Origin of the sequence: Aliivibrio sp. S4MY1, assembly GCF_028765545.1 — a bacterium.
In the GTDB taxonomy this organism is placed as follows: Bacteria; Pseudomonadota; Gammaproteobacteria; order Enterobacterales; family Vibrionaceae; genus Aliivibrio.
On the sequence record NZ_JARACP010000009.1, the window covers coordinates 186,785 to 211,572 of the forward strand.

A 24,788-nucleotide genomic window follows, 5' to 3' on the forward strand; every position below is an offset into this window, starting at 1 on the left:
GATACTAGACAAAAAAAGCCAAGTACATACGCACTTAGCTTTCCATTAAAAATCGTCAACGTATTTTAGACGAGGCGATTATAGTCCCCTGATTAGTTTAGCTTACTTACAGATAGCTTCGCCAATATTAATCCATACTGCGTCAACACCAGGTTCATTGCCTTGAGTCCACCATTTAGCTTCCCAGCGGCTGCCTTTATGGTCAACTTGTGCGGCACCAGAGTAAGCTACCGTTGGATTCCAACCTAGGTTTGCTTCAGAGATTAGTTCCCACGCTTCAACACCTGGAGCTGGCTCAACAGCTTGCACCCACCATTTTGCTTTATAAACAAGACCGTTATGACTTACTGTTTCTGTCGTGTATACGTTGGTTGCGTTCCACGCTGGATAATTACCTGCGTTTGGATCTGTATCAGAACATTGACCATTGTCACCTTCGTTACCATCTTCTTTTTTAGCCTCAACGGTTACACGAGTTGTTGCTGATGCATCTAAACTACCATCAGTTACTGTTACCGTAATATCTGCTACCGTTTCAATTTCTAACTCAGGCGCTTTAAGTGTTAGAGACGCAGTACCCATACCACTTACAACCGTAAATGCATTTGTATGTATCCATGAATAGATTAACGCATCATTTTCTGGGTCAATCGCTTGTGCATTCAATGTGAACTGAGCACCTGCTTTTACGTTTAATGTTACAGGTAGTGTTACGGTTGGAGCTTGGTTTTCTTTTGGTGCATCGTTAGTAATGATCACGGTATCTTTTGCAGATAGTCCCTTCTCATCAGTCACGATTAATTCAAATGTATAGCTTGTTTTTTCTTCTACTTCAGGAACAATAATTTCAGCTTTTGCTGATGTTGCATTAGTTAATACAACCTTATTGCCTGCTGTTTGAGCCCAAGAATAAGTCAGCTCATCACGTTCAGGATCATAAGATGATGTACCATCAAGAATAACTGATTTTTCACCCGTTACCGCTTGGTCACGACCTGCGTTAGCAATTGGTGCTTTATTTTCAGGTTCAACCGGGCCACTAGTATCATCGCCATGACCTAAACCTTCGTGCATTGCGTTTAAGATATCACCGTTATCTGCGTCGATTTCCCAAGAAAATACACCAGCAAGGCCTAGTTGATTAACATAATTACCTTTTGCTTTTACAGAGCGAGCATCATCATAAGTAATTAAATCACCTGTTGATGCTTTGAATAAATACGGTGCTTCTGCTTTTTCATCATAACCATGCTCCCAGCCTGCACCCATGTGATTATTTGCAATATCACGGTAATCTAGAACACCATTCTCCCACGTACCTTTGATTGGGCCAGTAGCAGAACCTGTAAATGGGTTTCCTGGTTGAGCTCCTGTTACGCCAGTCCAACCACGACCATACGCAGCTACCCCAACAACCATTTTGCTCGCTTCTACACCTTGCTCTAGCATTGCATTAACGCCACGAGAAGTATAATAACGAGTTTCGTCTTTCATGCCTGATGCATGTAATGCTGTTTGGTGGTTAAGATCATTGTTATCCCAAGCACCATAGAAGTCATAACTCATTAAGAAAATATGATCTAAATATTGTTGAGCATCTTTGTAATCAACTACTGCTATTTTATCATCACCAACACTAATCGCCGAGGTTAGATCGTAAGTACGGCCAGTTTCCGCTTCTAATTCATCCAACATTACGCGTAGATCTTTTAGGATAGCAATATAGATATCACTGTCTTTTTCTTTATCGCCTAGGTTCGGGTTTGCACCATTGCCACCAGGGAATTCAAAGTCAATATCGACGCCATCAAAGAATTTCCATGTTAATAGGTACTCTTTTACTGAAGCAACAAATGTTGCACGCTTAACGGCATCATCCATGAAGAAGAATGGATCAGATAGAGTCCAGCCACCGATAGATGGTAAGATTTTAAGATCTGGTTGCGCACGTTTTAATGCCATTAATTGGCCAAAGTTACCTTTATAAGCTTGAGAATATGCTTCTACGCCTTTTTGAGGTTTTTGAATCGCTGCCCATGGGTCATGAATTGCGACTTCGAAGTCTTTACGACCTTTACATGCATTTTGTAGAGCACCAAAGCTTCCACTGATCGTTTTTAAACTGTCATTAATACCATCACCACCACACATAGGAACAAAGCCGTATAAAATGTGGGTAAGATTACCTGCTGGTAATTGGTCTACATTATACTTACGGTCATACACACCCCACTCTACAAAATAAGAGCCTACGACTTTGCCTGTTGTGTTTTCGTAAGGTTTATTATTTTCTAAATACCCCGTTTCTAATGGCGCAAGGTGGCTTCCATCAGTATCTGCAACTACGATTTCTTTTGTATCTGAAACAGTACAACCATCAGCATTACATAACTCAAGTGTTAGATTATAAATACCACCTTTGCTGATTGGAAATGTTGCTGAGTTAACTGAACCAGCAGCTTCCCATACTAAGTCGTTATTCATAAAGATACGCGCCGTTTCAGCGGCATCTCCTGACCAAGAACTCCAAGCGATGTTAATATCAACAGAATCACGACGTGCTTTTACTAATTCATTGTATGCAATCGCACTTGGGTCAACATCAACTAGTGCATATTTATGCTCTGCCCAATCAAATGATGGTTTTCCTGGTGCTGCAGCTTGTACTTGTGTCGCTAATAGCCCGCCAATAAGGCCAGCCAATAATGTTATCTTTTTCATTAGGTTATCTCTATAAATCAACTAACGATATAGTACAAAGCCCTAATTTTTACACCAACAAATATTTTTCATCCTCACGATCAGCACTTTAGATCGTCACTTTAATGACGTTATTTATTTGACCAAACACATCAAAATCAGTCAATTTTCTTAAAAAAAAGCCTATTTACTGAATTAACCTCTCATTAGTTTTTAATATAAAAATACAACCTTTAATAATCACATATTATATTTACAATTTGAATTATTTCACTTATGGAAGAAGTATCACAGTATTTAAGGCCTGCATCTGATAGGAAAACCTCATTGTGGTACCAATGAGGTCTTAGCGTACTTATAGGGGCAAGTACTTATTATTCGTTAATTTACTCTCTGAGATTAGCTTAAATCAACATTCTTTGTTCCGAAGAACCAAGTTGCAATAAAGCCAGCTACGTATGAAATCACCAGGCCTGCGGCAAATACCAACATACCAGCAAAGATACCTGCGTTTGATGTCATTAATGGTAACGCTACGATGCCAGAAGGCCCAAACACGGTATTTAAACCAACAGGTAAACCCAGGTAAGAGACAAGTCCAATAAAGAAACCACCGGTTGCGCCGCCCGCACATGCCGTAATAAACGGTTTTACTCTTGGTAGTGTTACGCCATAAATTAACGGTTCACCTATTCCTAAGAACCCCGGAATAATAGCGCCTTTCACTTGTGTACGTAATAGCGCATCCTTACCTGCTTTTGAGTAAAGAGCTAATGCTGCGCCAACTTGCCCTGCTCCAGCCATTGCTAGAATTGGGAATAGAGAGTTAAACCCTTGCGCGTCCATCAGTGCAAAATACACTGGAACAAACCCTTGGTGGATACCAAACATTACCGAGATTAGGAACAAACCAGCCAGTATTGCACTACCAAATGGATTACCATTTAAGTTAATGAATAGCCAAGACATGCCTTGGAATAACACACCACCAATCGGCATGATAACCACAAAGGTAACGGCACCCATAATAAGTAAGGTCACTACCGAGGTTAAGATCATATCTAGGTTATCTGGCATGTATTGACGTACTTTTTTCTCAACAGCCGCACCAACTATCGCAGCAATCAAAACACCAATGATGTTACCTCTTGGGTCAATGCCGTGGCCAAAAAAATCCGTCATACCAGAGTAAATACCAGAGGTCGCTTCTGGGTTATACCCAAGTACAAATAGAGAGGCTAAAATCGCACCGTTAACCCCAGACCCACCAAAAGCTTGCTGTGCGTTGTAACCAATTAAAATACTTAAGAAGCTAAACAGACCTTTACTGAATACCTTCATGTAGAGGATCAAATCAACCAAATGTGCATTTGGTGACTCATTACCCATCACATAAACTTGATCAAGCAGTGTAGCAAAACCTAGTAGCAAACCAGCAGCAATGAATCCCGGAATTAACGGTGTAAAAATGGTCGCGAATTTACTTAAAAATCGCTGTGTCGCACTGGTCTGTTTCTTTTTCAGTTTCTGCTTATGCTCAGAAGCCACATCTTTTAAATCACGGTTCTCTGTGATTGCTGGTGCAGATTCTTCTTCACCTTCCATCATCTCATTCATCATTTCTGCCGCAGTTTGTGCTTTACCTGGGCCTAAAACTATTTGAAATTGATCATCACTTTCAACTAATCCCATCACGCCTACAATGCGTTTAATTACGTCTCTGTCAGCAAGATCATCATTGTGTAATGTTAAACGTAAACGAGTCATGCAGTTTCCGCATTTAATGACATTATTTTTGCCACCAATTGCAGAGAGTATTTCTTGAATCATGGAAGTGGTTATTTTAGCCATGTCCTATTCCCTTTCAATTGTTCAGTATAAAGGCCACGTATGACCTTGTTATCGCTTAGCCGTTATTGGTCTGAAAGCGCGTTGCGAATAAAGCCATTATGTTTTGCTAACTTTGCTTTCGCGCTTTTTGCATCTAACCCAGACAAAACCATTAAAATGGCAGTTTTACAGTGATTATCACATTGAGATAAAGCCTCAGCCGCTTCTGTTTCTTGGCAGCCTGTTGTTTCTATTACAATGTTCTTTTGGCGTTGCACTAATTTTGCGTTGGTTGCTTCTACGTCGACCATTAGATTTCCAAATACTTTACCTGTGCGGATCATCGCCCCTGTCGTTAGCATATTTAGTACTAATTTTTGAGCCGTTCCTGCTTTCATGCGAGAAGAGCCTGTTACCACTTCAGGGCCAACTACTGGTGTCATATTAATGTCTGCAAGCTCTGTCATTGGGCTGTTTGGGTTACAGCTTAGCGTTGCAACCGTTGCACCTACTGATTTTGCGTATTCCATTGCTCCAAGAACGTAAGGAGTACGTCCGCTCGCTGCGATACCAACTAATACGTCTTTCTCATTAAGAGCTAGATCTTGTAAATCCGATGCGCCAAGTTCACGGTTATCCTCTGCATTCTCTACTGCTTTTAGAATCGCTTTATGGCCGCCTGCAATTAGACCAACCACTAAATCAGGGTTAGAGCCATAAGTCGGAGGGCATTCACTCGCATCTAAAATACCTAAACGACCTGAAGTGCCTGCGCCTGTATAGATTAAACGCCCACCCGATTGAAATGCGATTGCAATGGCATCGACCACTTCTGCAATTTGAGGAAGAATTGCTTCAACAGCTAAAGCGACTTTTTGATCTTCTTTATTAATCACTGTCAGCATTTCTACCGTTGATAACACATCGATATTTTCACTGGCTTGGTTACGGCTCTCTGTCACTAATGTTGTTAAATCAATTTTCATTGTCTGTACTCTTTAAAAGTTAAATGCTCAATTTTGATGTTGGCTATCATAAAGAATAAAAAATTCCATTTAGTGACCAAAATCACAACAAAAGTTATTCTAAACTCTCAAAATAGATGGAATAATCATTATTAAAAACAAATTATCACAATCAAAAATCGTGATAATAATCAAAATAAATCAACTAGATAAACAACAAACCCACTATTAGAATAATAATTATTACTTTGGAATAATTAATTCAAAAAAAAGAGACAAGAATGAATACTTTAGAACGAATTCAAAACCAAAGAAGTAACTTATCAACTAATGGGATTAAGATTTTAGATTTCATACTTGAGGCGCCCTCTTCTATTGGATCGTATTCAAGTCAAGAATTAGCTAAAAAAGTGGGCGTATCTCAATCAAGTATCGTTAAGCTAACCCAGCGACTTGGCTTTAAAGGGTTTACTGCTTTTAAACTGGCGATAATTGAAGACTTAGGACGAAAACACGCAATACTAGAACCTGAACGCCCAATTCATAATAAAATACACAGCGATGATTCTTCCCAAACCATGGCGCAGAAATTGATACAAGAAAAGCATCACGCGCTAATTGCAACGACAAATGCCATTAATTACAGCGAATTTGAAGTCATTATTTCATTATTAAACAGGGCAAATCGAATTCAAATTGTAGGAATTGGAGGGTCAGCATTAACCGCTAAAGATTTGGCTTTTAAGTTGCTTAAACTTGGCATGATTGCACTATCAGAACAAGATAGCCACGTTCAAATTGCCACAGCAAATACACTCTCGATAGGAGATATCCAGATTGTGATCTCTTATTCTGGCAATCGAAAAGAAATATTAGTCGCTGCGCAAACTGCAATAGACAAAGGCGCAACCGTTATTGCGTTAACGTCGACAAAGAAAAATCCATTAAGAAAGATAGCAAGTTATTGCATTGGTACCATTGCTGATGAGCGTCAGTTTCGTAGTTCGTCCATTTCATCTCGAACGGCGCAGAACGTAATTACTGATTTGATATTTATGACCTTGTTTCAATCACGAAGTGATACAGCAAAACTGCTTATTAGTGATATTTCATCGTCTATCGATAAAGTGCGTTAAAAACTCCATTTGATTTGAGCGTACAGCAAGGTACTAGGGTTTTCTCCAAACACGCTGTCGCTCGCTCCATCAAAATATTGCACTACACCAATTAATTGCCAATCATCGGCTAATGAGTAGGTCTGATTAACGCCAACAAAGAAAGATCCATCATCGTAATAACTGTTCATAAAGGTGAGTCTTGATAATGGTGATAAATCCACACCTAAGCTTGAATACCATGTCCAACGAGTAAAGCTAAGGGTTCTGGCACTGAGTGGGAGGTTAAGATAAGCCATTGCATTGTCGGCATCTTGAGGCTCAGAGATATGCATGAGAGATCCTTGAATCACCCAGTTTTGAGTTCCATTAAAGCGATAATCCATTTCAAGGCTTGAAACACTGGATGCAACGAGATCTTGGTTATCATAACGACGTTGAGTGGGTTCAAACCAACTGAACTCACCACGCAACCCTGCGCCATAAATATCCCCTGCAAAGCCTGCACCTACCACATAATCTAGCTGAGACTTACCTAGCAGAACCTGCATGTCCCACCCCTGTTTATTAAACAGATACCGCGCTGCATAGCTGTCTAACTCACTGTCTGAACTGGGATTAAAAACCAAGTCAATTGAGCTCGCAAAACCAAGTTTTTTACTTACCATTACTGCATCGGTTCCAGGACGCTCTTCATAATCAAAATCATAAATGGAATATGAATTAAAGATATCGTTTGGGTTCCATACGGTGGTCATTCCCCAATTTATACGAAAACGCCCAGCTCGAAATTGCCAATCATCTTTATTCCAATTGAGATAAGCTCGATCAAATTGTGTGTTTCCTATCATCCCTTTTTTATCTATCCAATTTTTAGATAAATCAACATAGCCAGGATCATAAGAGATAAAATCACTATAATTCGAATACTCTGCGCTATCACCAAACAATAGACGGTTACGCATACTCAAATTCACTCGTAATTGATCATTAAATCGGTATTCAAAATTAAAACGTTGATGGACGATATTATCAAAGATAGCGTCGCCCGAGTTTGGGATGGTACTGGTTGCCATGTACTTTACATAGCCGTTTAAATCCCAATTTTTCTCTGGGGCTAAACCGGGAATTTGAGCGTGGCTTAATAAGGGAAGTAATAATAAAAAAGGCACGAACTTTGTGAGTATTCTCTTCATCAGTTCATGCCCCTTAGTGATACCTATTCTAGATAAGTATTATGTCTGTTTGATAATAATCAGGTTACGACAGTTCCCTGAACTTTATCAACAATTCTTTCTGCTCTTCAGTCAGATTCGTCGGTGTCGCCACAGTAATAACCACCATTAGATCACCCGTCGCACCTTTACGGCTCTTCACGCCTTTTTCTTTCATGCGGAATTTACGACCGCTTTGAGTCCCTGCTGGTACTTTTAATTTAAAACGGCTTTCTAGAGTTTGGATCTCAACTTCACCACCTAATGCAGCTGTCGCAAAGTCGGTAATTACTGGGCAAATTAAATCATTACCTTCACGTTTTAAATGCGTGTGCGGACGCGTATTAATCTGAATTAATAAGTCACCCGCTGGGCCGCCGTATGCGCCAGCTTCGCCTTTACCAACAAAGCGAATTTTCTCGCCGTCTTCAATACCTGCTGGTACTTTAACGTTGATTTTTTTGTTCACGCCATTGACTGGTAATTCGATAACTTGCTCGCAGCCGTTGATCGCATCAGCAAATTCAACCGTTAGGTTAAACTGACGGTCTTGCCCTTTTTGCGCACGCGGTTGACGATGCTGAGAAAACATATCTTCAAATCCGCCGCCGCCGCCAAAACCACCACGCGAACGACCGCCAAATGCGCCACCAAAAATATCTTCGAAGCCGCTGAAACCTTGGCTATGACCACCGCCAAAACCGCCGCCACCCATGCCACCATTTTGGAATGCTGAATGACCATAATCATCATACTGACCGCGTTTATCAGCATCAGTTAGAATTTCATACGCTTCTTTAATTTCTTTAAACTTATCTGCGGCTTGCGCATCACCTGGATTTTTATCTGGGTGGTATTTCATCGCAAGACGTTTGTACGCTTTTTTGATCTCTTTTTCTGTACTGTTTTTGGAGACACCAAGGACTTCATAATAATCACGTTTAGACATGACTTAACCTCGTCAATGAATAGAAACAGACATAAAACGGAATCGCTTATGCCTTTCTTTGAATAAATCTAATCAAAGGAGTTTATGTCCTATCAGATTAAGGTCAAGATCTATCTCACAAAATGCGGCAGTTATTGTTGTTTATCTTCTTTCAGCTGTCCATCTTCAAACACGATTACCCGCTTGGCTCTATCAAATACTCTTGAATCATGAGTAGAAAAAATAAAGGTCGTTCCCTCTTCTTTATTCAAGCTTTCCATTATATCAAGCAGCTCGGCGGTGCTTTTAGCATCGAGATTTGCCGTTGGTTCATCTGCCATAATAAAGCGTGGTCTCGGTGCCAAAGCTCGTGCAACTGCGACTCGTTGCTGCTGCCCACCAGAGAGTTGTGCTGGCCTTTTATGTTGCTGATTCTCTAATCCTACTTTTTTTAGTAAGTCTTGAGCTCTTTGTTTACATTTATCCTCTGCGTGACCCTGTAACTGCATGACAAACTCAACATTCTCTAACGCAGTCAATACAGGTAATAAACTGTAGTCTTGAAAGATGAATCCTATATTGTCACGGCGAAACTCTATCAGTTTCTTTTCGTCCATAACTGTCAGCTCATTACCATCAATACTTACTTTTCCTGAGCTAGCGCTGTCGATCCCACCCAACATATTTAATAAGGTTGTTTTTCCTGATCCTGATGGTCCAATCACCGCAACAAACTCCCCTTGCTCAATAACCAAATCAAGGTGATCAACCGCATGGACAGGAAAATCCGACTCTGGATTATAGGTTTTGCATAACTGCTCAATTTTTATCGTCATACTTTTTACCTTATTGTTTCTCTGCCATGGCTTCGACGGGTTTCTTTTTAATAATTTGATGGGCAGGATAAAGACCAGCTAATACACTGACACACCATACCACCACAAAAACGGTGACATAATCACTAAAAGCGACACTTGGGTATAAAACCGAATCAATACCAAATGCGTTTAACCCTTCAGCCATCGCTTCAAGTGGTATGCCTGTTTTGCTAAGGATAAAGAGTAAAAATAAAGAGAAAATAACACCAGAACCCGCGCCAATTATTCCAATAAAGCCAGATTCTAAAATTATTAGTTGGCGAATATTGCCTTTCTTCATTCCAACGGCCATTAACACGCCAAACTCTCTGGTTCGCTCAAAGACTGACATCAAAAGAATATTGATGATGCCAAAGCCCATTGCTATAACAAAGATAACTAAGATAACTTGATTACCTGCGTTCATTGAATTCATCATGGTAGAAAGCAGTGGTTGTAATTGAAGCCAATCCTGCACGCTATTGTTATTTGAAGAGTGATTACTTGAAAAATCATGGCTCAATTGATCGCGAAAAGCAGTAACTTGAGCCTCATCATACAATAAGATCGCTATTTCATGATCATGATAGACTTGCCCAAGTTGTTGAATATCGGCTTTTCTGACATACACGTTTGCATCATCAAAAGTACTGGATGAGGTTTTAAAGATCCCCCTGACTCGAAACGCCGCGCCAGTAACATCTCCTGTAGTATCGGTAAACGTAAGCACGACTTTTGAGCCTACTCTGAGCTTTAATCGATCCGCCGTTTTCTGTGATACCAAGATAGGGTTGCGTCCTTTATCATCAAGCCATTTCCCCTCTAAAACATGTTCTGCAATCGGAGTTATCTTAGGCTCTGACTCTAAATCAATGCCGTTTATTTGAATACCACGCGTACTGCGTGCTGACGCTATCATGCCATTAACTAAAGTTCTGCTTGTCCATGCTTTGACTTGTGGTGCTTGTTCTAGCTGTTTGGTTATCTCAGCTTCATCATCAATCACCAGATTAATGTCTGGATTTAATGCGTAATTTTTCTGATGGATTTGAATATGACTGGTTTGCCACTGAATGGTATTTTTTACCAAATTATCAATGATCCCATTCATAAACCCCATCATCAACATAACACCAGCGACACCAAAAATCATGGCTCCCAACATAATGGAGGTTCGTAATTTATTGCGCCATACGTTGTGCCACGCCAATTTAACCAACATGCGAACCTCCTTTAAGTGCAGAGACAATCGAAAGATGGTAAATACGCCACAGTGGATAAATAAGACAGAGCAATAGTAGCCCAATAACGATCACTATCTGATCAATAAATAAGCCTGAACTAATTAATACTGGAATAATAGGTTCATAGCCCATTTCTAGCATTGCTTGTGCTGTATCTCCGGTTAAGGTAATAGGGTTAATATACAAATAGCCTAAGATAGGAATGGCAATAATTAAGCCTATAGCAATACCTAACAATCCGATAAACAGGGATTCAAGAACTAATAATTTTAATAGCTTTACTCTAACCATTCCTGTCGCTAACATGACGCCAAATTCACGTTGTCTTTCTAAAATCATCATTAATAGGGTAGCAAACAGACCAAAGCCAACAATGCCGTATAAGATGTACATCATGATAATGCCACTTACCCGATCAATTTGGATCTGCTGTTCCATTTCGGGGCTAAGATCATTCCAAGGGCGAACAGCAACGTTTGAGCCATACCCTATCTGTAGATCTTCCACTGTTTGTGACAGTTGTGAAAAATCACGAGTATGCAGTATCCAAGCGGTGACTTGATCTTCTGTGCTAAATAAACGGGCTGCTTCTTTGATGGGTAAATAGATAAGTTGATTGTTCAATTCTGGCATCGGAAAGTGCACAATCCCCTTAATGAGATATAGCCCAGCAGCAGTTTGACCTCGATAGCCTTGTCCATAAAGCACAACCTCGTCACCAAGGGTGAGATTAAAAAATTGGGCAAGCCCTTCTGATATAAGAATGGCTTTGTCGCCTGATGAGAAGTAGCTTCCTTTAACGACTTTATCTGCCAAACCAGAATAAGCAGTTTCTGGTGTTGGATCAACCCCCACTACCATCACGCCTTTTGATTTATCATTCGCGGCAGCAAGAGAAAAGGTTTCGATACGTGGAAGTGCAAATTCAATATTAGGCTGTTGCTTGGTTGGTTTGATAAAGTCATCGCTCATTGGCAATAAATCATCAATGCTTTGGCTTTCTTTAAATTCTGGATTTTGCAGTTGAATAAGGCCCGTAGATAAACGAGCCGCATTCTCGATATTTGCGGTATAACTGCCCTCTTGAATGCTTCGCATTAATAATGAAAGCAACAAGGCCAATGCTAGTGCAGAGGCCGTTAGCAAGGTTCTTCTTTTTTGTCGCCATAGGTTTCGCCAAGCTAACTTAATGAGCATGTTTACCGCCTAGAAATAAGGAATTAAATGCTTAATTACGTAATGATTTCATTTGACCTTGTGAGAAAAACTCATCGTTAATAAGAAAATTAAATTGTGCTTTATGAGTAATCATTTCGGTTTTATTACCGGGCTTATCGGCAGGAACCATTTCCATTCTTGTTGCTACCATGCGATTGCCCATTTCTTTAATATCATAGGTTGTCATAGTATTGACTAGCTCATCGAACTCATCATACGACTCGACTTTGCGTTGTAAGAACGTCTCTTGTGATATCCATAAACGTACTTTACTCCACACCACAGGTGCATCAGGTTTTGCTATTGCATCTATTACCCATGTCTTGTCACCATCGATCACTTCTTGTTTAACTATTTTGTGATCATAATCCACCACAATAGAAGATTGGTTGATCAAATCATCATTTGTAAAATCTGAGCCCATCCATGATTGTCCCAACATTGAAGGAGCTATTTTTATCACTCTTTCGATATTTGGTATCCAACTCCACATCTCTTTATCACGCTTAAGAGACGCGCTGCCGCGATCTTTTGCTGGACCAGTAATCAACACTAAAGATAGATTTTGCCCTTTAGTCCAACTCTTCATACTCATGCTGCGAGTCCAATCAGGACGTATGATATTCATAGTTAACTCGGTATAACTTGAATTACCACGCATTTGAGCATCCGACTTTTTAACAATCGTATTTGCACTTAACTCATCTGCTGCAAATACGTGACCTACTACGCCGAAAAACGCAAAAAACAGTACTATTTTAATCAATAATTTTATTTTATGTTTCATATCACACCCCAGCCATGATGCTTAATTTATAAACACATAATAGAATGTTTAGGCTAATATTTTCGTGACCTCTAAGACGAAATTATCTAAATCTTTGTCATAGAAATGTCAAGTTCGCTTCATTGTATTTATAACAAATTAAAACCAGCGTTTAACTTGATTCATGTAGCCAACAAACTCATCACCAAAAAGTTTAACCAAGATTTTTTCTTCTGGTTCAATTTGAAAACGGTTCATATACGTAACAAAGCCGAGCGCACTCACCAATCCTAGTGGGTGTTGGGTATAAACCACTGAACTGAGTAAAATAAGCAAGAAACCAAGGTACATAGGGTTACGTGTATATTGATAAACCCCTGAATTCACAAGCGATGAACTGCTTTCTGGTTTTAATGGGTTTACTGTGGTTTTAGCGTCTCTAAACTCTTTTACCCCCCATAACGACACGAACCCGCCAAGTACGATTAAGCTAATAACAAGCACATAAGTTAACCAAGGTAGATAAAACAGATCGAATGGCATTATTTTGTCAAAAGCAAATACTGTCACCATAAATAACAGCATGACTAACGGCGGTGGGATCCTCAACTCTAATTTTGATAGCATTTATTCTCCTTAAAAACGTGGTATATTCTTTCCATATATTTATTGTATTAACTTTTAGCAGTCGAGATTTATATGTCATCTGATTTCTACTGATAAATTTAGTGATTAATAATCAACAAGTTAACACAAAAGCACTTCAAAACTGTCGCAAAAATGACTACACCTTGACTTTTTTGTGACTACCGATACAACAAAGCCCCTTCTAGCTAGGGGCTATCTTTTTAAAATTAAGCCGACTCAAACAAAAAATCACCAAGTATACCTAACATCATTCTAAGTCATATCAATGCCAACGGATTTTATCTACTATTTACTGAGGCGATATATTCAAATTTTTCTGACGATAATGCTCAAGATATGCCATAATCGAAGGCATTTAGAACTAACATGTAAGTGCGAATTCAATATGTCTAAAAGCGACTTGATGCCTATTCAGGAAAACAATGAAGATATAGAGATTGCTGATGCAATTGAGAGTTGTTGCGATAAGTCTTATGATATGGCTCCTGACACTTCAATTCGAATTGCTAAGGAACAATTTAGTATTTTTGAAATAGTTAGGCATATAGAAGGAAAAAGAATTAACCTATCTCCTGACTTTCAGCGATACAATGTATGGAGTGATTTCCAGCGTTCAGAATTGATTGAATCAGTTTTAATGGGAATTCCTATTCCTATGCTATATTTATTCGAAAATGAAAAAGGAGAAAAACAAGTCATTGATGGAAAACAAAGACTTACAGCTATATATGACTTTATGAAAGACAGTTTCCCGTTATCTAAACTCAGACTACTCACGGAATACAATGGTTTTGCTTTCAGTAAACTACCATCTATTCTGCAAGCTAGACTAGAAGACTGCCAGCTACATACCTACATTGTGCAACCACCGACGCCAGACGTAATCAAATTTTACATATTTGATAGAATAAACCGCGGTGGAACACAACTAAACCAACAGGAGATGAGACATGCTCTACATCAAGGTTTATCAACTAAACTATTATATGATATAGCCAATGATGAAAGATTTGCTTATTTTAATATAGCGAAAACAGACTCAAGTCGTATGCAAAAAGAATATATGGCACTACGTTGTGTAACATTTCATCTGTGTGCATTTGGGTATGTGAATTGTAATGAAGCTCTACAAACAAATGATATCAATGAATTACATTCCATGACAATGAAGTTTTTAAATGGGTGCGATGAATCTTTTGTTGAACAGTTATATATACATACTGTTTGGTGCTTATACTATTCTATAATTGTTCTCGGTGAGGATGCGTTTAGATATTCAGGATCCAACAATAGAACAATCATATCTCTTTTTGAAATGATTCCATTTATATTAGGAAATTATTTTACAAAAGAAAAAATAGACTTAGGAAATAGAAGTAAAGATTTAGTACATTCTATTATAAATAAATACAAGGATTATATTAGAGAAGATAAATCTCTTTCATTGGATTATAAAACCATATCTTCATTGAATAATAGAATTCATTTGGCTAAAGAAATTATTGAGGAAATAAGAATTGCTAAATAAAATTGATGCAGTTGGATTTAAAAGTTTAAGTAAGGAATCTTTACCTTTAAAACCTTTAACAATTATCACAGGAGTTAACTCTTCTGGAAAATCAACATTAATACAATCGATACTTTTAGCTATTCGACATTCTAGTATCGAAAATAAATATAAAATGGAGCCACTAACTAATTATCTAGATAGATTTTCTGAAATAAGAAACAAAAATAATAATTCTAGAGAAATTAATATAAGTATTGATTCTGATTATGGAAAATATAATTTAACAATAACTGCTGATAATATTATTAAATCAGGGGATGGATTATATGGACTTGATCTTCCTGAGAATAATACTGATCCAGAATTATTTTATTTAAATGCAAATAGACAAGGTCCTGATGACACGTCTACCATAAGCGAAAGTAAGGTTGGTACATCAGCCCAGCATGTCTTTTCATATTTTGAAAAGGTTAAAGACAAAGTTCTATCTGATAGTTTATGCCGTTTTAATGAGTCTCCAACTCTAGCCTATCAAGTTGGTAGATGGCTAAGCTTCATTACCGATACAAAAACAGAATTAAAAACTGAAAGCCAATCATCTTCAAAAGTAAGCGTTTTTTTCGAAGATGATAAACTAGGCCAAGTATCTCCATTTAACTTAGGAGCAGGAATGAGCTATGTTGCTAAAATAATTATTTTATGCTTAATAGCAAAGAAAGATGACCTTATAATTATAGAAAACCCTGAGATTCATCTACATCCGAAAGCACAAGCTCAACTTGGAGTATTTTTTTCATTCATAGCTAAAAATGGAATACAATTATTACTGGAAACACATTGTGAACATCTATTAAACAAAATTAGGCATCAAGTATTTAGGAAAGAGTTAAATAAAAAAGATGTGGTAGTTTTATATAAATCTGAAGTTTATTCTCCATTTGAAAAATTATACTTAAATGGAAATGGTCATTATGTAGATGAAAATAATACTCTAACCATTTTTCCAAAAGGTTTCTTTGATGGTACTTTAAATGAACTTATTGAAATAGGGGGGTAATTATGGATAAAGTTACTCTTGATGATAACTTATTTATTGAATACTTCCGGTTTAAAAATGGAAAAAGTGAAGACCATGACTTAATATATAAATTACTTTCTAATTTAAAAATGCCATTTGTTAAAGCACCATGCCAAGCATTTCGGTGTTTTCAAAAACTTAACACCGAAGAAAATGATGAGTATAACCTACATGATTTATTTTCCCCTGCTCTAATGAGCAGTTTTTTATCTGGAGGATATCCACAAAAAACTATCGAAGAATTAGCTAAAGATTCAAAATATAAGTTAATTTTAACAGCAGATAGCTCAAAAGATAGTTATCCTTATTTAAATATAAATAATCCTAATATAGAACTTAATTACTCTAAAACATGTCAAGCGAGCGTGGACAGAGCTGATTTAATAGAGCATCTAAAATCCTTATGTGAAAATGCTGATAAAGTAACAATCTGTGATAGCTTCTTTTTTTCTGATTGGAATGTTCAAGGTGCTTTAACAACCGAGAAATTGTTTGATGACATACTCCCTAAAAAAATACTCACAATTGAGTTTGTAGGTTATGGAACAAAAACTCGTCAAAGGAAACCCTATATTGAAGGTAAACATGTTGAATGGACAATGGAAGGTTATCAAGGAGAGCGCTACTCACTAAACAGTAATCATGACCGCTATTTTATAATCCATAAACCGAACTCAACGATTGAAGTTATCTTATCAAGTGGTTTCATTTACTTATGGAAAAATACTAAAGAAATTACCTGTGTTTTAAGAGCCATTTAATTCTAAAGCGATTTTTTAAATATAACATTCAAGCATCTAACTTTATTCAAGATCACCTTAAAGCAGCTAGAAAATTTCTGTGAAGCCTTCGCTTACGTTCCTCGCCGAGGGGGTTACACTCCTCGGCATTTTCGGCTTTGTTCTGTTAATAACTCATACTCATATTCCCCACATTCAAACTTAAATCAGTGCCCTTCTCGCTCTTTGCCTTATCAATAGTAACTGGTTTATCTGATTTGATAGTAAGTGCTACTTCTGCTTGGCTTTTCACTGTTTGGTTGGTTAATCGTGCCGCTTTAGACATTGGGATAATGTTGCCTGATAAGCTTTGTTTTGGTTGATTGTGGTATGACGTTACAATGGTTGATGTTGTCTTTCTGTAGCTGTGATACCTAGCTTGGCGTTCTTATCTTTCACATTACTCAGTTTGGTGCTGAGCTTATCCACCTCTTTCCGGCATCTTCCACTGAGGCTTTCCAACCATCCGGAATAAGTGCATCTGGCAGCATGCTTATCATGGATTTAATGCCATCCCATACCCAGCCAATCGCCGCAACCATTAGGCCAATTGGGTTTGCCATGATGACGGCATTTAAGGCAATGAGTGCCACGCTGAAAAAATGACTACATTGTGACTCAAAACAATACCGTTATTGGTATTTATATGTTTATATATACGAAAAGCTAATATGCTAAGTCGTTATTTTTAAAGAAAAACCTTTAAAATTAAAAGGTTAGAAAGGAAATGAATATTATGTCATCAGATTTTTATGGCTCTAGTGCCGCTTATGCCCGTCAAGAAAGTGGCTACCGTGAAAAAGCATTAAAACTGTACCCTTGGGTTTGTGGTAACTGTGCGCGTGAATTTGTTTATTCAAATTTACGTGAGTTAACGGTTCACCATAAAGATCACGACCATACGAATAACCCAAATGATGGCAGTAACTGGGAGCTTTTGTGCCTTTTCTGTCACGACCATGAGCATTCAAAATACACAGAGCATGATCAATACGGCTCTGAAATTAAAGCTGGCCAAGACGATCACCAAACTGCGACACACAACCCATTTGCTGATTTAAAAGCGATGATGAAGAAGTAACTTAATATTCATTTATTCGTCAGATGACCTTTCAAACCTCAGAAAGGTCATTATTATCTCCTTTCTTTTACTAATACCTAAGCCTCATCATGAAAATCCAAAATAGCCCCATAACTCAGCATCAATTTAATGGTGTCGATTTCTATTTGAAGCGCGATGATAAACTTCATCCTCAATTTTCTGGCAATAAAGCTCGTAAATTTATGGGATTGTTAGACGGTGATTTTCCTGCGATTACCACGATTATTGGTTATGGTTCACCACAGGCAAACTCTCTCTACTCGTTAGCGGCGTTGGCTCAACTAAAAGGTTGGCAGTTAGATTTTTACGTTGACCATGTTCCTTCATTCTTAAAAGAATCACCAAAAGGGAACTATCGTGCGGCATTGGATCTTGGCGCAAATATTATCGCGTTAAATGAGACAGATAACGCCAAACTAGATGATGGCAGCACACTAGGGAGCTTAGATTACATTCAACAAGTTAGGCAGCCAAACGAGCATGAATTATTTGTGCCTGAAGGCGGCCGTTGTGGTTTGGCTGAAAGCGGCGTAAAGCAATTGGCAGCAGAGCTTATTGAATGGAAGAAAGAACAGAGATTGACCTCTCTAACCGTGGCTTTACCTTCTGGTACAGGAACAACGGCGCTGTTTCTTCATAAACATTTAAAAGCCCACGATATAAACGTGATTACCTGTGCCTGTGTTGGCGGAGATGCTTATCTTACCGCACAATTTTTAGAACTTGGGGAAACCGATCATCCTGAGATTTTAACACCAACGAAAAAACATCATTTTGGAAAGTTATATCGTCACGATTACGAAATGTGGAAGACACTTCTCTTACAAACTGGTGTTGAGTTTGAGTTACTGTACGACCCTCTAATGTGGCGCTGCTTGAATGATTGGATACCAAATAACGCCAATCAAACGTTAGTTTATATCCATCAAGGTGGTTTGTTAGGTAACGAAAGTATGTTGCCTCGTTACCAACGAAAATTTGATTAATCTATATTTATAAAAGATATTCTTTAGGACTAATAATGAAACGTAACGCACTGCTTTTTTGCTTAACTTTGCTCTCTCACTCTGTATTTGCTTCTTCTACATTAGAAACCATTGAAGCCATTGAGTTATCAAGCTCTGGTACTATCGGTATTTCAGTCCTAGATACCGCAACAGATACTACCTGGAGCTATAAAGGCGACCAACGCTTTCCAATGATGAGTACATTTAAAACTCTGCTTTGTGCTCAAATGCTGTATAACTCAAGTAATGACCTTTTAGATAAAGAAGCACTAACAAGAGTGACTCAAGAATCCATCATTCCATGGTCTCCAATCACTGAAAAGTTCATCGGTGAAACAATTAGTACAGAGAGCGCATGCGAAGCTACGATGCTGATGAGTGACAATACTGCAGCCAATATAGTATTAGAGCAAACTGGAACCCCAACTTCTCTCACGCTTTTCTTACGCTTAATTGGTGATGACATTACTCGATTAGACCGTATTGAACCTGAATTAAATGAAGCACAAAAGGGGGATGTGAGGGATACAACGACTCCAAATGCGATGACAAATACACTTAATGAGCTATTATTTGGTCAAACACTTACCACAGCAGACAAAAATACCTTAAAAGGTTGGATGGTCAATAATAAAGTCTCTGATCCACTATTACGTTCGATTCTTCCAAGAAACTGGTCAATTGCGGATCGCTCTGGTGCTGGAGGTTTTGGATCTCGTGGTATCACTGCTGTTCTATGGAATGAAAAGCGTGCGCCTATCATTATTTCTATCTATTTGACTCAAACGAATTTAGATATGGCTTCACGCAATCAAATTATTGTAGAAGTGGGCAATGCGATATTCAAAGAGTTCAACATAAACTAAGAAACTACGTATAATCTTCCCCAATTACTTTTTAAATAGACATTAACTGTATGATTATTTTTACTACCAATTTCGGCGATATACACATTGAGCTAAACAAAGAAAAAGCACCTGTAAGCTCTAAAAACTTTTTAAAATATTGCCAAGATGGTTTTTACGAAGGCACTATTTTTCATCGAGTGATCAAAGGTTTTATGATCCAAGGCGGTGGTTTCACGGCTGATATGCAAGAAAAAGAAATGCGTGCCCCTATTGTTAATGAAGCGAACCGTGGTTTGAAAAACTTAAACGGTACTATCGCTATGGCGCGCACTGATGCCCCTCACTCTGCCACCAGTGAATTCTTTATTAATATCGCGAACAATACTTTTCTTGATCACACTGCAACCACTAACGCAGGCTGGGGTTATGCGGTATTTGGTGAAGTGACGATTGGCATGGATGTGGTTAAGAAAATAGCAAAGATCAAAACCAAATCTATTGGTGAGTTTGACGATGTTCCAAAAGAGAGTATTGTGATCGAGAAAGTGACGATCGTTGAAGAGTAACGAGCTCTTTGTTATCTCAACATAAACACTAACAACGGTGCTGGTTTAGCACCGTTTTCGATCCTATTAATATTAACAATGGAACTCTATTTATGTCTTTATCTAAAAAGTTAAAACATATCTCTGCTTCTTTGCTTTTCATTACATCCTCTAGTACGTTTGCTGCGGATCTTCCTATTTCACCAGAGAAGCTCATCGCCCCCTACCCTGAGGTAAAAGTTACTACGCTTAACTCAGCTCAATCTCTTATCAATGAATTTAAGCAGCATCAGTATCAATTGGCTAATGTAAGTAAAACAGATCAAATCCCTTCGTTCTTTGTTGAAAACCTACCAAGCGATCTGAATTCACTGCCTGTCCAAGAGAAGATTTCAGGGTTTATTCGTTTATTACTGCCTACCATTATTGAGGTGAATAAACGCATAAGTACGGTTAGACATGACGTTATCGCACTATCAAAACAACCTAAAAGTGAATGGTCGAAAGAAGAAACGGTGTGGTTAAATGATTTAATGACGTCTTATGATATTAAATCAAACAACATTGATGACCTACTTTTACGTCTTGATATTATTCCTGTTGGTATGGTTCTAGCCCAAGGGATTGATGAAAGTGGTTGGGGAACCAGTTACTTTGCAGTTAAAGGGAATGGATTATATGGAGAGCACTTATCTTCTAAAGGCGGTAAGTATTTAAGTACCCCTGGTGGGCATGTAAAAGTAGCTGCATTTGATAATTTGTTCGCAGGAACTGCACGTTACATGTACAACTTAAATACGACCTCTGCCTATAAAGATCTTTGGACTTTACGCCAAAAACTAAGCACAGAAGGTAAATTATCAGGTTATGAGTTAGTTGAGTCTTTATCTCACTACTCTACGCGTGGCGATGCCTATGTTGAGAATTTACAATCTCTAATCAAGCATCATAAATTAGATAGTTTTGATCAGGCTACATTTGATAGCTCAACACCGATTCGAGTGAGATTTGAGGACTAGGAACTAGAAAAAATAAAGGTTGCGACTTTTTGATCGCAACCTTTCATTATTATCTTATCCGTATCAAACGTCATTTTTGTCTATAGCGACAAGATAACACCGGCAATAGCAGCACTCATCAAGTTTGCTAATACACCTGCGGTAATCGCTCTGAATCCCATTTTAGCGATGAATGAACGACGCTCCGGAACCAAGCTCCCTAAACCACCAATCAAGATAGCCATGGTTGATATATTGGCAAAACCACACAAAGCAAAGGTAACAATCGCAACAGAATGCGGGCTTAGTTGCTCTTTCACTTCCATCAATTGAATAAAGGCAACAAACTCATTTACCACGATCTTATTACCAATTAATGAACCCGCAAGAATCGCTTCATTCCATGGAACACCTAACAAGAAAGCCACAGGTGCAAATAAATAGCCAAGGATCAATTCAAAGCTAAGCTTAATACCAAAGATGTCACCAACATGACCAAGTAAACCGTTTAATAGTGCAATCACACTCACGAATGCTAATAACGTTGTACCCACAGCAACTGCAATACGTAAACCAGACATTGCGCCATCAGCCAATGCTTCAAACACATTAGTTGCGTGATCGATTTCTACCGATGTAATTTCATCGTCGTTATTCTCTTCGTTACCTGGTGGCACCATCATTTTTGCCATCAATAAACCAGCCGGTGCTGACATGAATGCCGCTGAGATCAGGAAGTTAAGATCCACACCTAGAGATGCGTAACCCACCATAGTACCGCCAGCTACTGATGCTAAACCACAAGTCATTACAGCAAAAAATTGAGAATCACTCATGTGTTTCAAATAAGGTTTAACGACAAGTGGTGCCTCTACCATACTAACAAAGATATTTGCCGTTGCTGCAAGTGATTCTGCACGTCCTGTTCCCAATAAACGTTGTAAGCCACCACCAATAAAGTTGATCACTTTAGGCATAATACCAAGATGGTAAAGCGCAGAAATAAGGGCTGAGAAGAAGATGATAATACCAAGCACATTAACGGCAAATACAAAGCCGACTTTACCCGTGGCTAAACCACCAAACAGAAACGCAATACCTTGCTGACCGTAATCAATTACGCCTGAAACGCCTGCGGTTACTGAGTTCAAAACTTCTTTACCTGCTGGAACATAAAGTACCAACAGAGCAAATAAAATTTGTAACCCAAACGCCAAAGAAACGGTTCTTAAAGGGATATTACGGCGATCAGTCGAACATAGGTAAGCAAATAGTAAAATGGCAAAAATACCAAGAAAAGATGTCATGATAGAAACCTGTGCTATCGAAAATGAGCCTGCATTCTAATGCGCAAAGGTTTGCGTGCAAGTCGGGTTTGCTAACGCACTGTTAATGAGACCTAGATCACGCTTTGTGTGAGTTTTTTAACTTATTGATTTATAAAATAAGAAGAGGTGATATTACGGGTATTGTTGCCATATGGAAAAGATATTTATTTCAAGGCTGATAATTGATTTAAGCCATTGATTAAAAAGGCATCACAGGCCTGTGTGTAATTTAATCAATGACAATATTGGACGAATAATAGTTTGATTATAACTTAACCCGTTTCATTAACGCTTTGTCCCAATATGGCTGTTGGCCAATGTGCTCTCGTAAGAAATCAATAACAGCACTTATCTTTTTTGGCAGGTGCTTGCGGCTTGGGTAAACCGCATAAATTGGCATTTTTTGACTTGCTTTCCAATCAGGTAATAGCTGAATTAATTTGCCATCATTAAACTCATTGGTTAATAAGTAACTGGCTAAATACGCTACACCCCATCCCGAAATCGCTGCATCTCTTACTGCTTCTGCTAAATCAACACGATAATTACCAGATACTTTTACGCATAAGGCCTCATTGTCTTTGCTGAAATCCCAATTACTGTAGTCGCGGTGACGGCTTTGGTAAGTTAAGCAATTGTGCTCAGTTAAATCTTGAGGATGATGAGGAACCGCTTTATCGATCAAATAATCAGGTGAAGCTGCTAGTACAAAATGCGAATCCGCTAATCGCTGCGCAACGTAACCTTCTGGTAAGTCTTCAAAATTAGTCACCCACAAATCCAAGCCCTCTTTAAGCATGTCTGCACGATGATCGAATAAACGAACTTCAACCTGAAGATCTGGATATTGATGACGTAATTTATCTATCGCAGGGATAATGTGCATGGTACCAAAAGACTGTGATAGCCCTAAACGCAAGATACCCGCGACCTCATCACGTTCATTATCCATAATGGCACTGGCTTCGCTCATCGCACTGTACATCTTTTCACAATACAAATAGAACTGTTGCCCTGCATCAGTCAGTGTTAACGAACGTGTCGTGCGCTGTACTAACTTAACGTTAAGCTCTGCTTCTAATATTCCCAGTTGCTTACTCACATGAGAGGTAGATACGCCCATTTGCTTTGCTGCCGCGGTAAAACTTCCCGCTTTTGCTAAAGCGTAAAATATCACCATTTGGCTGGCTCGATCGTGCATCTATCATGTCCTTTAATTCAAAGGGGAAATTGGGGAAAAGATAGTATCATTATTGGATTAATTTTCAGTAAAATATTCTAATAGTATTTGATGCCATTCTGATGTTTCTCGGATCTGCAATAACGCCCGATTGATCTTCTCTTCATAGGGGCTATTTTCAACTAATACTAAACCATAGTTTTGTTTTTCAAGCTGATATGGTAATACGACTAAATCAGCAAGCATCTCTTTTTCTTTGCTTTGTTTGATCATATAACGCAGTACAGCATCATCCGCTACAATGGCATCAACGTCCCCATTATCTAGAGCAACTAATAACTCTCCCATATTAGGATATGTTTCATGAGCAATACTATGATCACCCAATAACAAAGAAGCCGTTGTTGCTTGTTTGGCTCCTGTTTTTAATTTTGATAAATCATTCACCCCTTTTACATCAAACCGTAATTGTTCTAACGTCAACGAACTTGCCAATATCGCAGTAATGCTAGCAATAAAAACGGTAGAAAACATAGCAATCAATACTGTCATTATTCGAGCTGATAAGGTTTTAAATTCAAAATAATTAAAGGGACCTTTGGTAATAAACAGTACCCCAAGAATAAAAGCTTCAACTAATCGACCTCGTTTTGTAGGCATAGAGTAAAGTTTGTCATTATTTTTACGCTCCAGAAAATAATAGAAAGCCCCGACACTTATCGCGACAAAGAAAAAAATACCTAGTGCTTTCCATAAGGTTTTATTGGTAATGATGCTAATAAATGAATCAAGATAACCACGGTTTTTTACCGCTATTGCTAAGTGTGTTTCATAAAATGAGTGTGAAAAATCAACATGCTCTTCTCTGTCAGGAGTTATTGATATACAAGAAACGCCAACATCTATCTCTCCTTTTTCTGCGGCTAGC

The 24,788-nt window shown here is 38.4% G+C and carries 24 protein-coding genes; 9 read left to right on the forward strand and 15 right to left on the reverse strand.

Annotated elements, in window-relative coordinates; all coding sequences use genetic code 11:
• Nucleotides 1-102 precede the first annotated feature (102 nt).
• The 3 genes from PVK71_RS12160 to murQ all read right to left on the reverse strand — a co-directional run bounded on the left by PVK71_RS12160 (nt 103) and on the right by murQ (nt 5,516).
• Nucleotides 103-2,721, reverse strand: coding sequence for a glycosyl hydrolase family 18 protein (locus PVK71_RS12160; RefSeq protein WP_274418772.1), 2,619 nt, complete (start codon nt 2,719-2,721; stop codon nt 103-105).
• A 378-nt stretch (nt 2,722-3,099) separates the two neighbouring features.
• A complete protein-coding gene (gene murP / locus PVK71_RS12165) occupies nt 3,100-4,551 on the reverse strand; it encodes a PTS N-acetylmuramic acid transporter subunit IIBC (protein WP_274418771.1) in 1,452 nt (483 codons plus the stop codon).
• 62 nt (nt 4,552-4,613) lie between these two features.
• Nucleotides 4,614-5,516, reverse strand: a complete 903-nt coding sequence (gene murQ, locus PVK71_RS12170) for an N-acetylmuramic acid 6-phosphate etherase (RefSeq protein WP_274418770.1) — start codon at nt 5,514-5,516, stop codon at nt 4,614-4,616.
• A 260-nt stretch (nt 5,517-5,776) separates the two neighbouring features.
• Between murQ and PVK71_RS12175 the strand changes: the two genes are divergently transcribed.
• Nucleotides 5,777-6,631: an SIS domain-containing protein gene (locus tag PVK71_RS12175; protein WP_274418769.1), complete on the forward strand. Its 855-nt coding sequence runs from the start codon at nt 5,777-5,779 to the stop codon at nt 6,629-6,631.
• Here the strand turns inward: PVK71_RS12175 and PVK71_RS12180 are convergent.
• From PVK71_RS12180 to PVK71_RS12210, 7 genes are all read right to left on the reverse strand, one after another.
• Complete coding sequence (locus PVK71_RS12180) at nt 6,628-7,806, reverse strand: hypothetical protein (RefSeq protein WP_274418768.1); 1,179 nt, start codon at nt 7,804-7,806, stop codon at nt 6,628-6,630. The two genes, PVK71_RS12175 and PVK71_RS12180, sit on opposite strands and share 4 nt — an antisense overlap.
• Nucleotides 7,807-7,870: 64 nt before the next feature.
• Complete coding sequence (locus PVK71_RS12185) at nt 7,871-8,773, reverse strand: DnaJ C-terminal domain-containing protein (RefSeq protein ID WP_274418767.1); 903 nt, start codon at nt 8,771-8,773, stop codon at nt 7,871-7,873.
• 131 nt (nt 8,774-8,904) lie between these two features.
• A complete protein-coding gene (locus PVK71_RS12190; RefSeq protein WP_274418766.1) occupies nt 8,905-9,588 on the reverse strand; it encodes an ABC transporter ATP-binding protein in 684 nt (227 codons plus the stop codon).
• 10 nt (nt 9,589-9,598) lie between these two features.
• Nucleotides 9,599-10,831: an ABC transporter permease gene (locus tag PVK71_RS12195; protein ID WP_274418765.1), complete on the reverse strand. Its 1,233-nt coding sequence runs from the start codon at nt 10,829-10,831 to the stop codon at nt 9,599-9,601.
• Complete coding sequence (locus PVK71_RS12200) at nt 10,821-12,050, reverse strand: ABC transporter permease (RefSeq protein ID WP_274418764.1); 1,230 nt, start codon at nt 12,048-12,050, stop codon at nt 10,821-10,823. The genes PVK71_RS12195 and PVK71_RS12200 overlap by 11 nt, the downstream gene beginning before the upstream one ends.
• A gap of 31 nt (nt 12,051-12,081) precedes the next feature.
• Nucleotides 12,082-12,858 carry an outer membrane lipoprotein-sorting protein gene (locus tag PVK71_RS12205; protein WP_274418763.1) on the reverse strand — a complete coding sequence of 259 codons (777 nt, stop codon included), beginning with the start codon at nt 12,856-12,858 and terminating at the stop codon, nt 12,082-12,084.
• 138 nt (nt 12,859-12,996) lie between these two features.
• Nucleotides 12,997-13,464, reverse strand: a complete 468-nt coding sequence (locus PVK71_RS12210) for a methyltransferase family protein (RefSeq protein ID WP_274418762.1) — start codon at nt 13,462-13,464, stop codon at nt 12,997-12,999.
• Between the two features lie 406 nt (nt 13,465-13,870).
• Here PVK71_RS12210 and PVK71_RS12215 point away from each other — a divergent pair, with 406 nt between their 5' ends.
• The 3 genes from PVK71_RS12215 to PVK71_RS12225 are packed head-to-tail and all read left to right on the forward strand — an operon-like array spanning nt 13,871 to nt 16,834.
• Nucleotides 13,871-15,013, forward strand: coding sequence for a DUF262 domain-containing protein (locus PVK71_RS12215; RefSeq protein ID WP_274418761.1), 1,143 nt, complete (start codon nt 13,871-13,873; stop codon nt 15,011-15,013).
• A complete protein-coding gene (locus tag PVK71_RS12220) occupies nt 15,003-16,052 on the forward strand; it encodes an AAA family ATPase (RefSeq protein ID WP_274418760.1) in 1,050 nt (349 codons plus the stop codon). Before PVK71_RS12215 ends, PVK71_RS12220 begins: the two co-directional genes overlap by 11 nt.
• A gap of 2 nt (nt 16,053-16,054) precedes the next feature.
• A complete protein-coding gene (locus tag PVK71_RS12225; protein WP_274418759.1) occupies nt 16,055-16,834 on the forward strand; it encodes a hypothetical protein in 780 nt (259 codons plus the stop codon).
• Between the two features lie 145 nt (nt 16,835-16,979).
• Here the strand turns inward: PVK71_RS12225 and PVK71_RS12230 are convergent, their stop codons facing one another.
• Both PVK71_RS12230 and PVK71_RS12235 read right to left on the reverse strand, forming a co-directional pair.
• Complete coding sequence (locus PVK71_RS12230; protein WP_274418758.1) at nt 16,980-17,138, reverse strand: hypothetical protein; 159 nt, start codon at nt 17,136-17,138, stop codon at nt 16,980-16,982.
• Nucleotides 17,139-17,256: 118 nt separating this feature from the next.
• Nucleotides 17,257-17,415: a hypothetical protein gene (locus tag PVK71_RS12235; RefSeq protein WP_274418757.1), complete on the reverse strand. Its 159-nt coding sequence runs from the start codon at nt 17,413-17,415 to the stop codon at nt 17,257-17,259.
• 173 nt (nt 17,416-17,588) lie between these two features.
• Between PVK71_RS12235 and PVK71_RS12240 the strand changes: the two genes are divergently transcribed.
• From PVK71_RS12240 to PVK71_RS12260, 5 genes are all read left to right on the forward strand, one after another.
• Nucleotides 17,589-17,933 carry a YajD family HNH nuclease gene (locus PVK71_RS12240; RefSeq protein ID WP_130043423.1) on the forward strand — a complete coding sequence of 115 codons (345 nt, stop codon included), beginning with the start codon at nt 17,589-17,591 and terminating at the stop codon, nt 17,931-17,933.
• Nucleotides 17,934-18,022: 89 nt separating this feature from the next.
• Nucleotides 18,023-18,940, forward strand: coding sequence for a 1-aminocyclopropane-1-carboxylate deaminase/D-cysteine desulfhydrase (locus tag PVK71_RS12245; RefSeq protein WP_274418756.1), 918 nt, complete (start codon nt 18,023-18,025; stop codon nt 18,938-18,940).
• Nucleotides 18,941-18,975: 35 nt separating this feature from the next.
• A complete protein-coding gene (gene bla / locus PVK71_RS12250; RefSeq protein ID WP_274418755.1) occupies nt 18,976-19,827 on the forward strand; it encodes a class A beta-lactamase in 852 nt (283 codons plus the stop codon).
• Nucleotides 19,828-19,877: 50 nt separating this feature from the next.
• Nucleotides 19,878-20,375 carry a peptidylprolyl isomerase gene (locus PVK71_RS12255; protein ID WP_130043420.1) on the forward strand — a complete coding sequence of 166 codons (498 nt, stop codon included), beginning with the start codon at nt 19,878-19,880 and terminating at the stop codon, nt 20,373-20,375.
• Nucleotides 20,376-20,467: 92 nt separating this feature from the next.
• Nucleotides 20,468-21,373 (forward strand): glucosaminidase domain-containing protein, encoded by a 906-nt coding sequence (locus PVK71_RS12260; protein ID WP_274418754.1) that lies wholly within the window; start codon nt 20,468-20,470, stop codon nt 21,371-21,373.
• A gap of 80 nt (nt 21,374-21,453) precedes the next feature.
• Here the strand turns inward: PVK71_RS12260 and PVK71_RS12265 are convergent, their stop codons facing one another.
• From PVK71_RS12265 to PVK71_RS12275, 3 genes are all read right to left on the reverse strand, one after another.
• Nucleotides 21,454-22,659: a NupC/NupG family nucleoside CNT transporter gene (locus PVK71_RS12265; RefSeq protein WP_274418753.1), complete on the reverse strand. Its 1,206-nt coding sequence runs from the start codon at nt 22,657-22,659 to the stop codon at nt 21,454-21,456.
• 286 nt (nt 22,660-22,945) lie between these two features.
• The gene (locus PVK71_RS12270) at nt 22,946-23,881 is read right to left on the reverse strand and encodes a LysR family transcriptional regulator (protein ID WP_274418752.1); all 936 of its coding nucleotides are present in this window, start codon (nt 23,879-23,881) and stop codon (nt 22,946-22,948) included.
• Nucleotides 23,882-23,938: 57 nt separating this feature from the next.
• On the reverse strand, nt 23,939-24,788 hold an 850-nt coding region (locus PVK71_RS12275), incomplete at its 5' end, for a transporter substrate-binding domain-containing protein (RefSeq protein WP_274418751.1).

What these genes read in the sequence shown, in the direction of transcription:
- PVK71_RS12160 (WP_274418772.1), bottom strand. Translation starts at nt 2,721, where the DNA reads ATGAAAAAGATAACATTATTGGCTGGCCTTATTGGCGGGCTATTAGCG.
- murP (WP_274418771.1), bottom strand. Translation starts at nt 4,551, where the DNA reads ATGGCTAAAATAACCACTTCCATGATTCAAGAAATACTCTCTGCAATT.
- murQ (WP_274418770.1), bottom strand. Translation starts at nt 5,516, where the DNA reads ATGAAAATTGATTTAACAACATTAGTGACAGAGAGCCGTAACCAAGCC.
- PVK71_RS12175 (WP_274418769.1), top strand. Translation starts at nt 5,777, where the DNA reads ATGAATACTTTAGAACGAATTCAAAACCAAAGAAGTAACTTATCAACT.
- PVK71_RS12180 (WP_274418768.1), bottom strand. Translation starts at nt 7,806, where the DNA reads ATGAAGAGAATACTCACAAAGTTCGTGCCTTTTTTATTATTACTTCCC.
- PVK71_RS12185 (WP_274418767.1), bottom strand. Translation starts at nt 8,773, where the DNA reads ATGTCTAAACGTGATTATTATGAAGTCCTTGGTGTCTCCAAAAACAGT.
- PVK71_RS12190 (WP_274418766.1), bottom strand. Translation starts at nt 9,588, where the DNA reads ATGACGATAAAAATTGAGCAGTTATGCAAAACCTATAATCCAGAGTCG.
- PVK71_RS12195 (WP_274418765.1), bottom strand. Translation starts at nt 10,831, where the DNA reads ATGTTGGTTAAATTGGCGTGGCACAACGTATGGCGCAATAAATTACGA.
- PVK71_RS12200 (WP_274418764.1), bottom strand. Translation starts at nt 12,050, where the DNA reads ATGCTCATTAAGTTAGCTTGGCGAAACCTATGGCGACAAAAAAGAAGA.
- PVK71_RS12205 (WP_274418763.1), bottom strand. Translation starts at nt 12,858, where the DNA reads ATGAAACATAAAATAAAATTATTGATTAAAATAGTACTGTTTTTTGCG.
- PVK71_RS12210 (WP_274418762.1), bottom strand. Translation starts at nt 13,464, where the DNA reads ATGCTATCAAAATTAGAGTTGAGGATCCCACCGCCGTTAGTCATGCTG.
- PVK71_RS12215 (WP_274418761.1), top strand. Translation starts at nt 13,871, where the DNA reads ATGTCTAAAAGCGACTTGATGCCTATTCAGGAAAACAATGAAGATATA.
- PVK71_RS12225 (WP_274418759.1), top strand. Translation starts at nt 16,055, where the DNA reads ATGGATAAAGTTACTCTTGATGATAACTTATTTATTGAATACTTCCGG.
- PVK71_RS12230 (WP_274418758.1), bottom strand. Translation starts at nt 17,138, where the DNA reads ATGTCTAAAGCGGCACGATTAACCAACCAAACAGTGAAAAGCCAAGCA.
- PVK71_RS12235 (WP_274418757.1), bottom strand. Translation starts at nt 17,415, where the DNA reads ATGGCAAACCCAATTGGCCTAATGGTTGCGGCGATTGGCTGGGTATGG.
- PVK71_RS12240 (WP_130043423.1), top strand. Translation starts at nt 17,589, where the DNA reads ATGTCATCAGATTTTTATGGCTCTAGTGCCGCTTATGCCCGTCAAGAA.
- PVK71_RS12245 (WP_274418756.1), top strand. Translation starts at nt 18,023, where the DNA reads ATGAAAATCCAAAATAGCCCCATAACTCAGCATCAATTTAATGGTGTC.
- bla (WP_274418755.1), top strand. Translation starts at nt 18,976, where the DNA reads ATGAAACGTAACGCACTGCTTTTTTGCTTAACTTTGCTCTCTCACTCT.
- PVK71_RS12255 (WP_130043420.1), top strand. Translation starts at nt 19,878, where the DNA reads ATGATTATTTTTACTACCAATTTCGGCGATATACACATTGAGCTAAAC.
- PVK71_RS12260 (WP_274418754.1), top strand. Translation starts at nt 20,468, where the DNA reads ATGTCTTTATCTAAAAAGTTAAAACATATCTCTGCTTCTTTGCTTTTC.
- PVK71_RS12265 (WP_274418753.1), bottom strand. Translation starts at nt 22,659, where the DNA reads ATGACATCTTTTCTTGGTATTTTTGCCATTTTACTATTTGCTTACCTA.
- PVK71_RS12270 (WP_274418752.1), bottom strand. Translation starts at nt 23,881, where the DNA reads ATGCACGATCGAGCCAGCCAAATGGTGATATTTTACGCTTTAGCAAAA.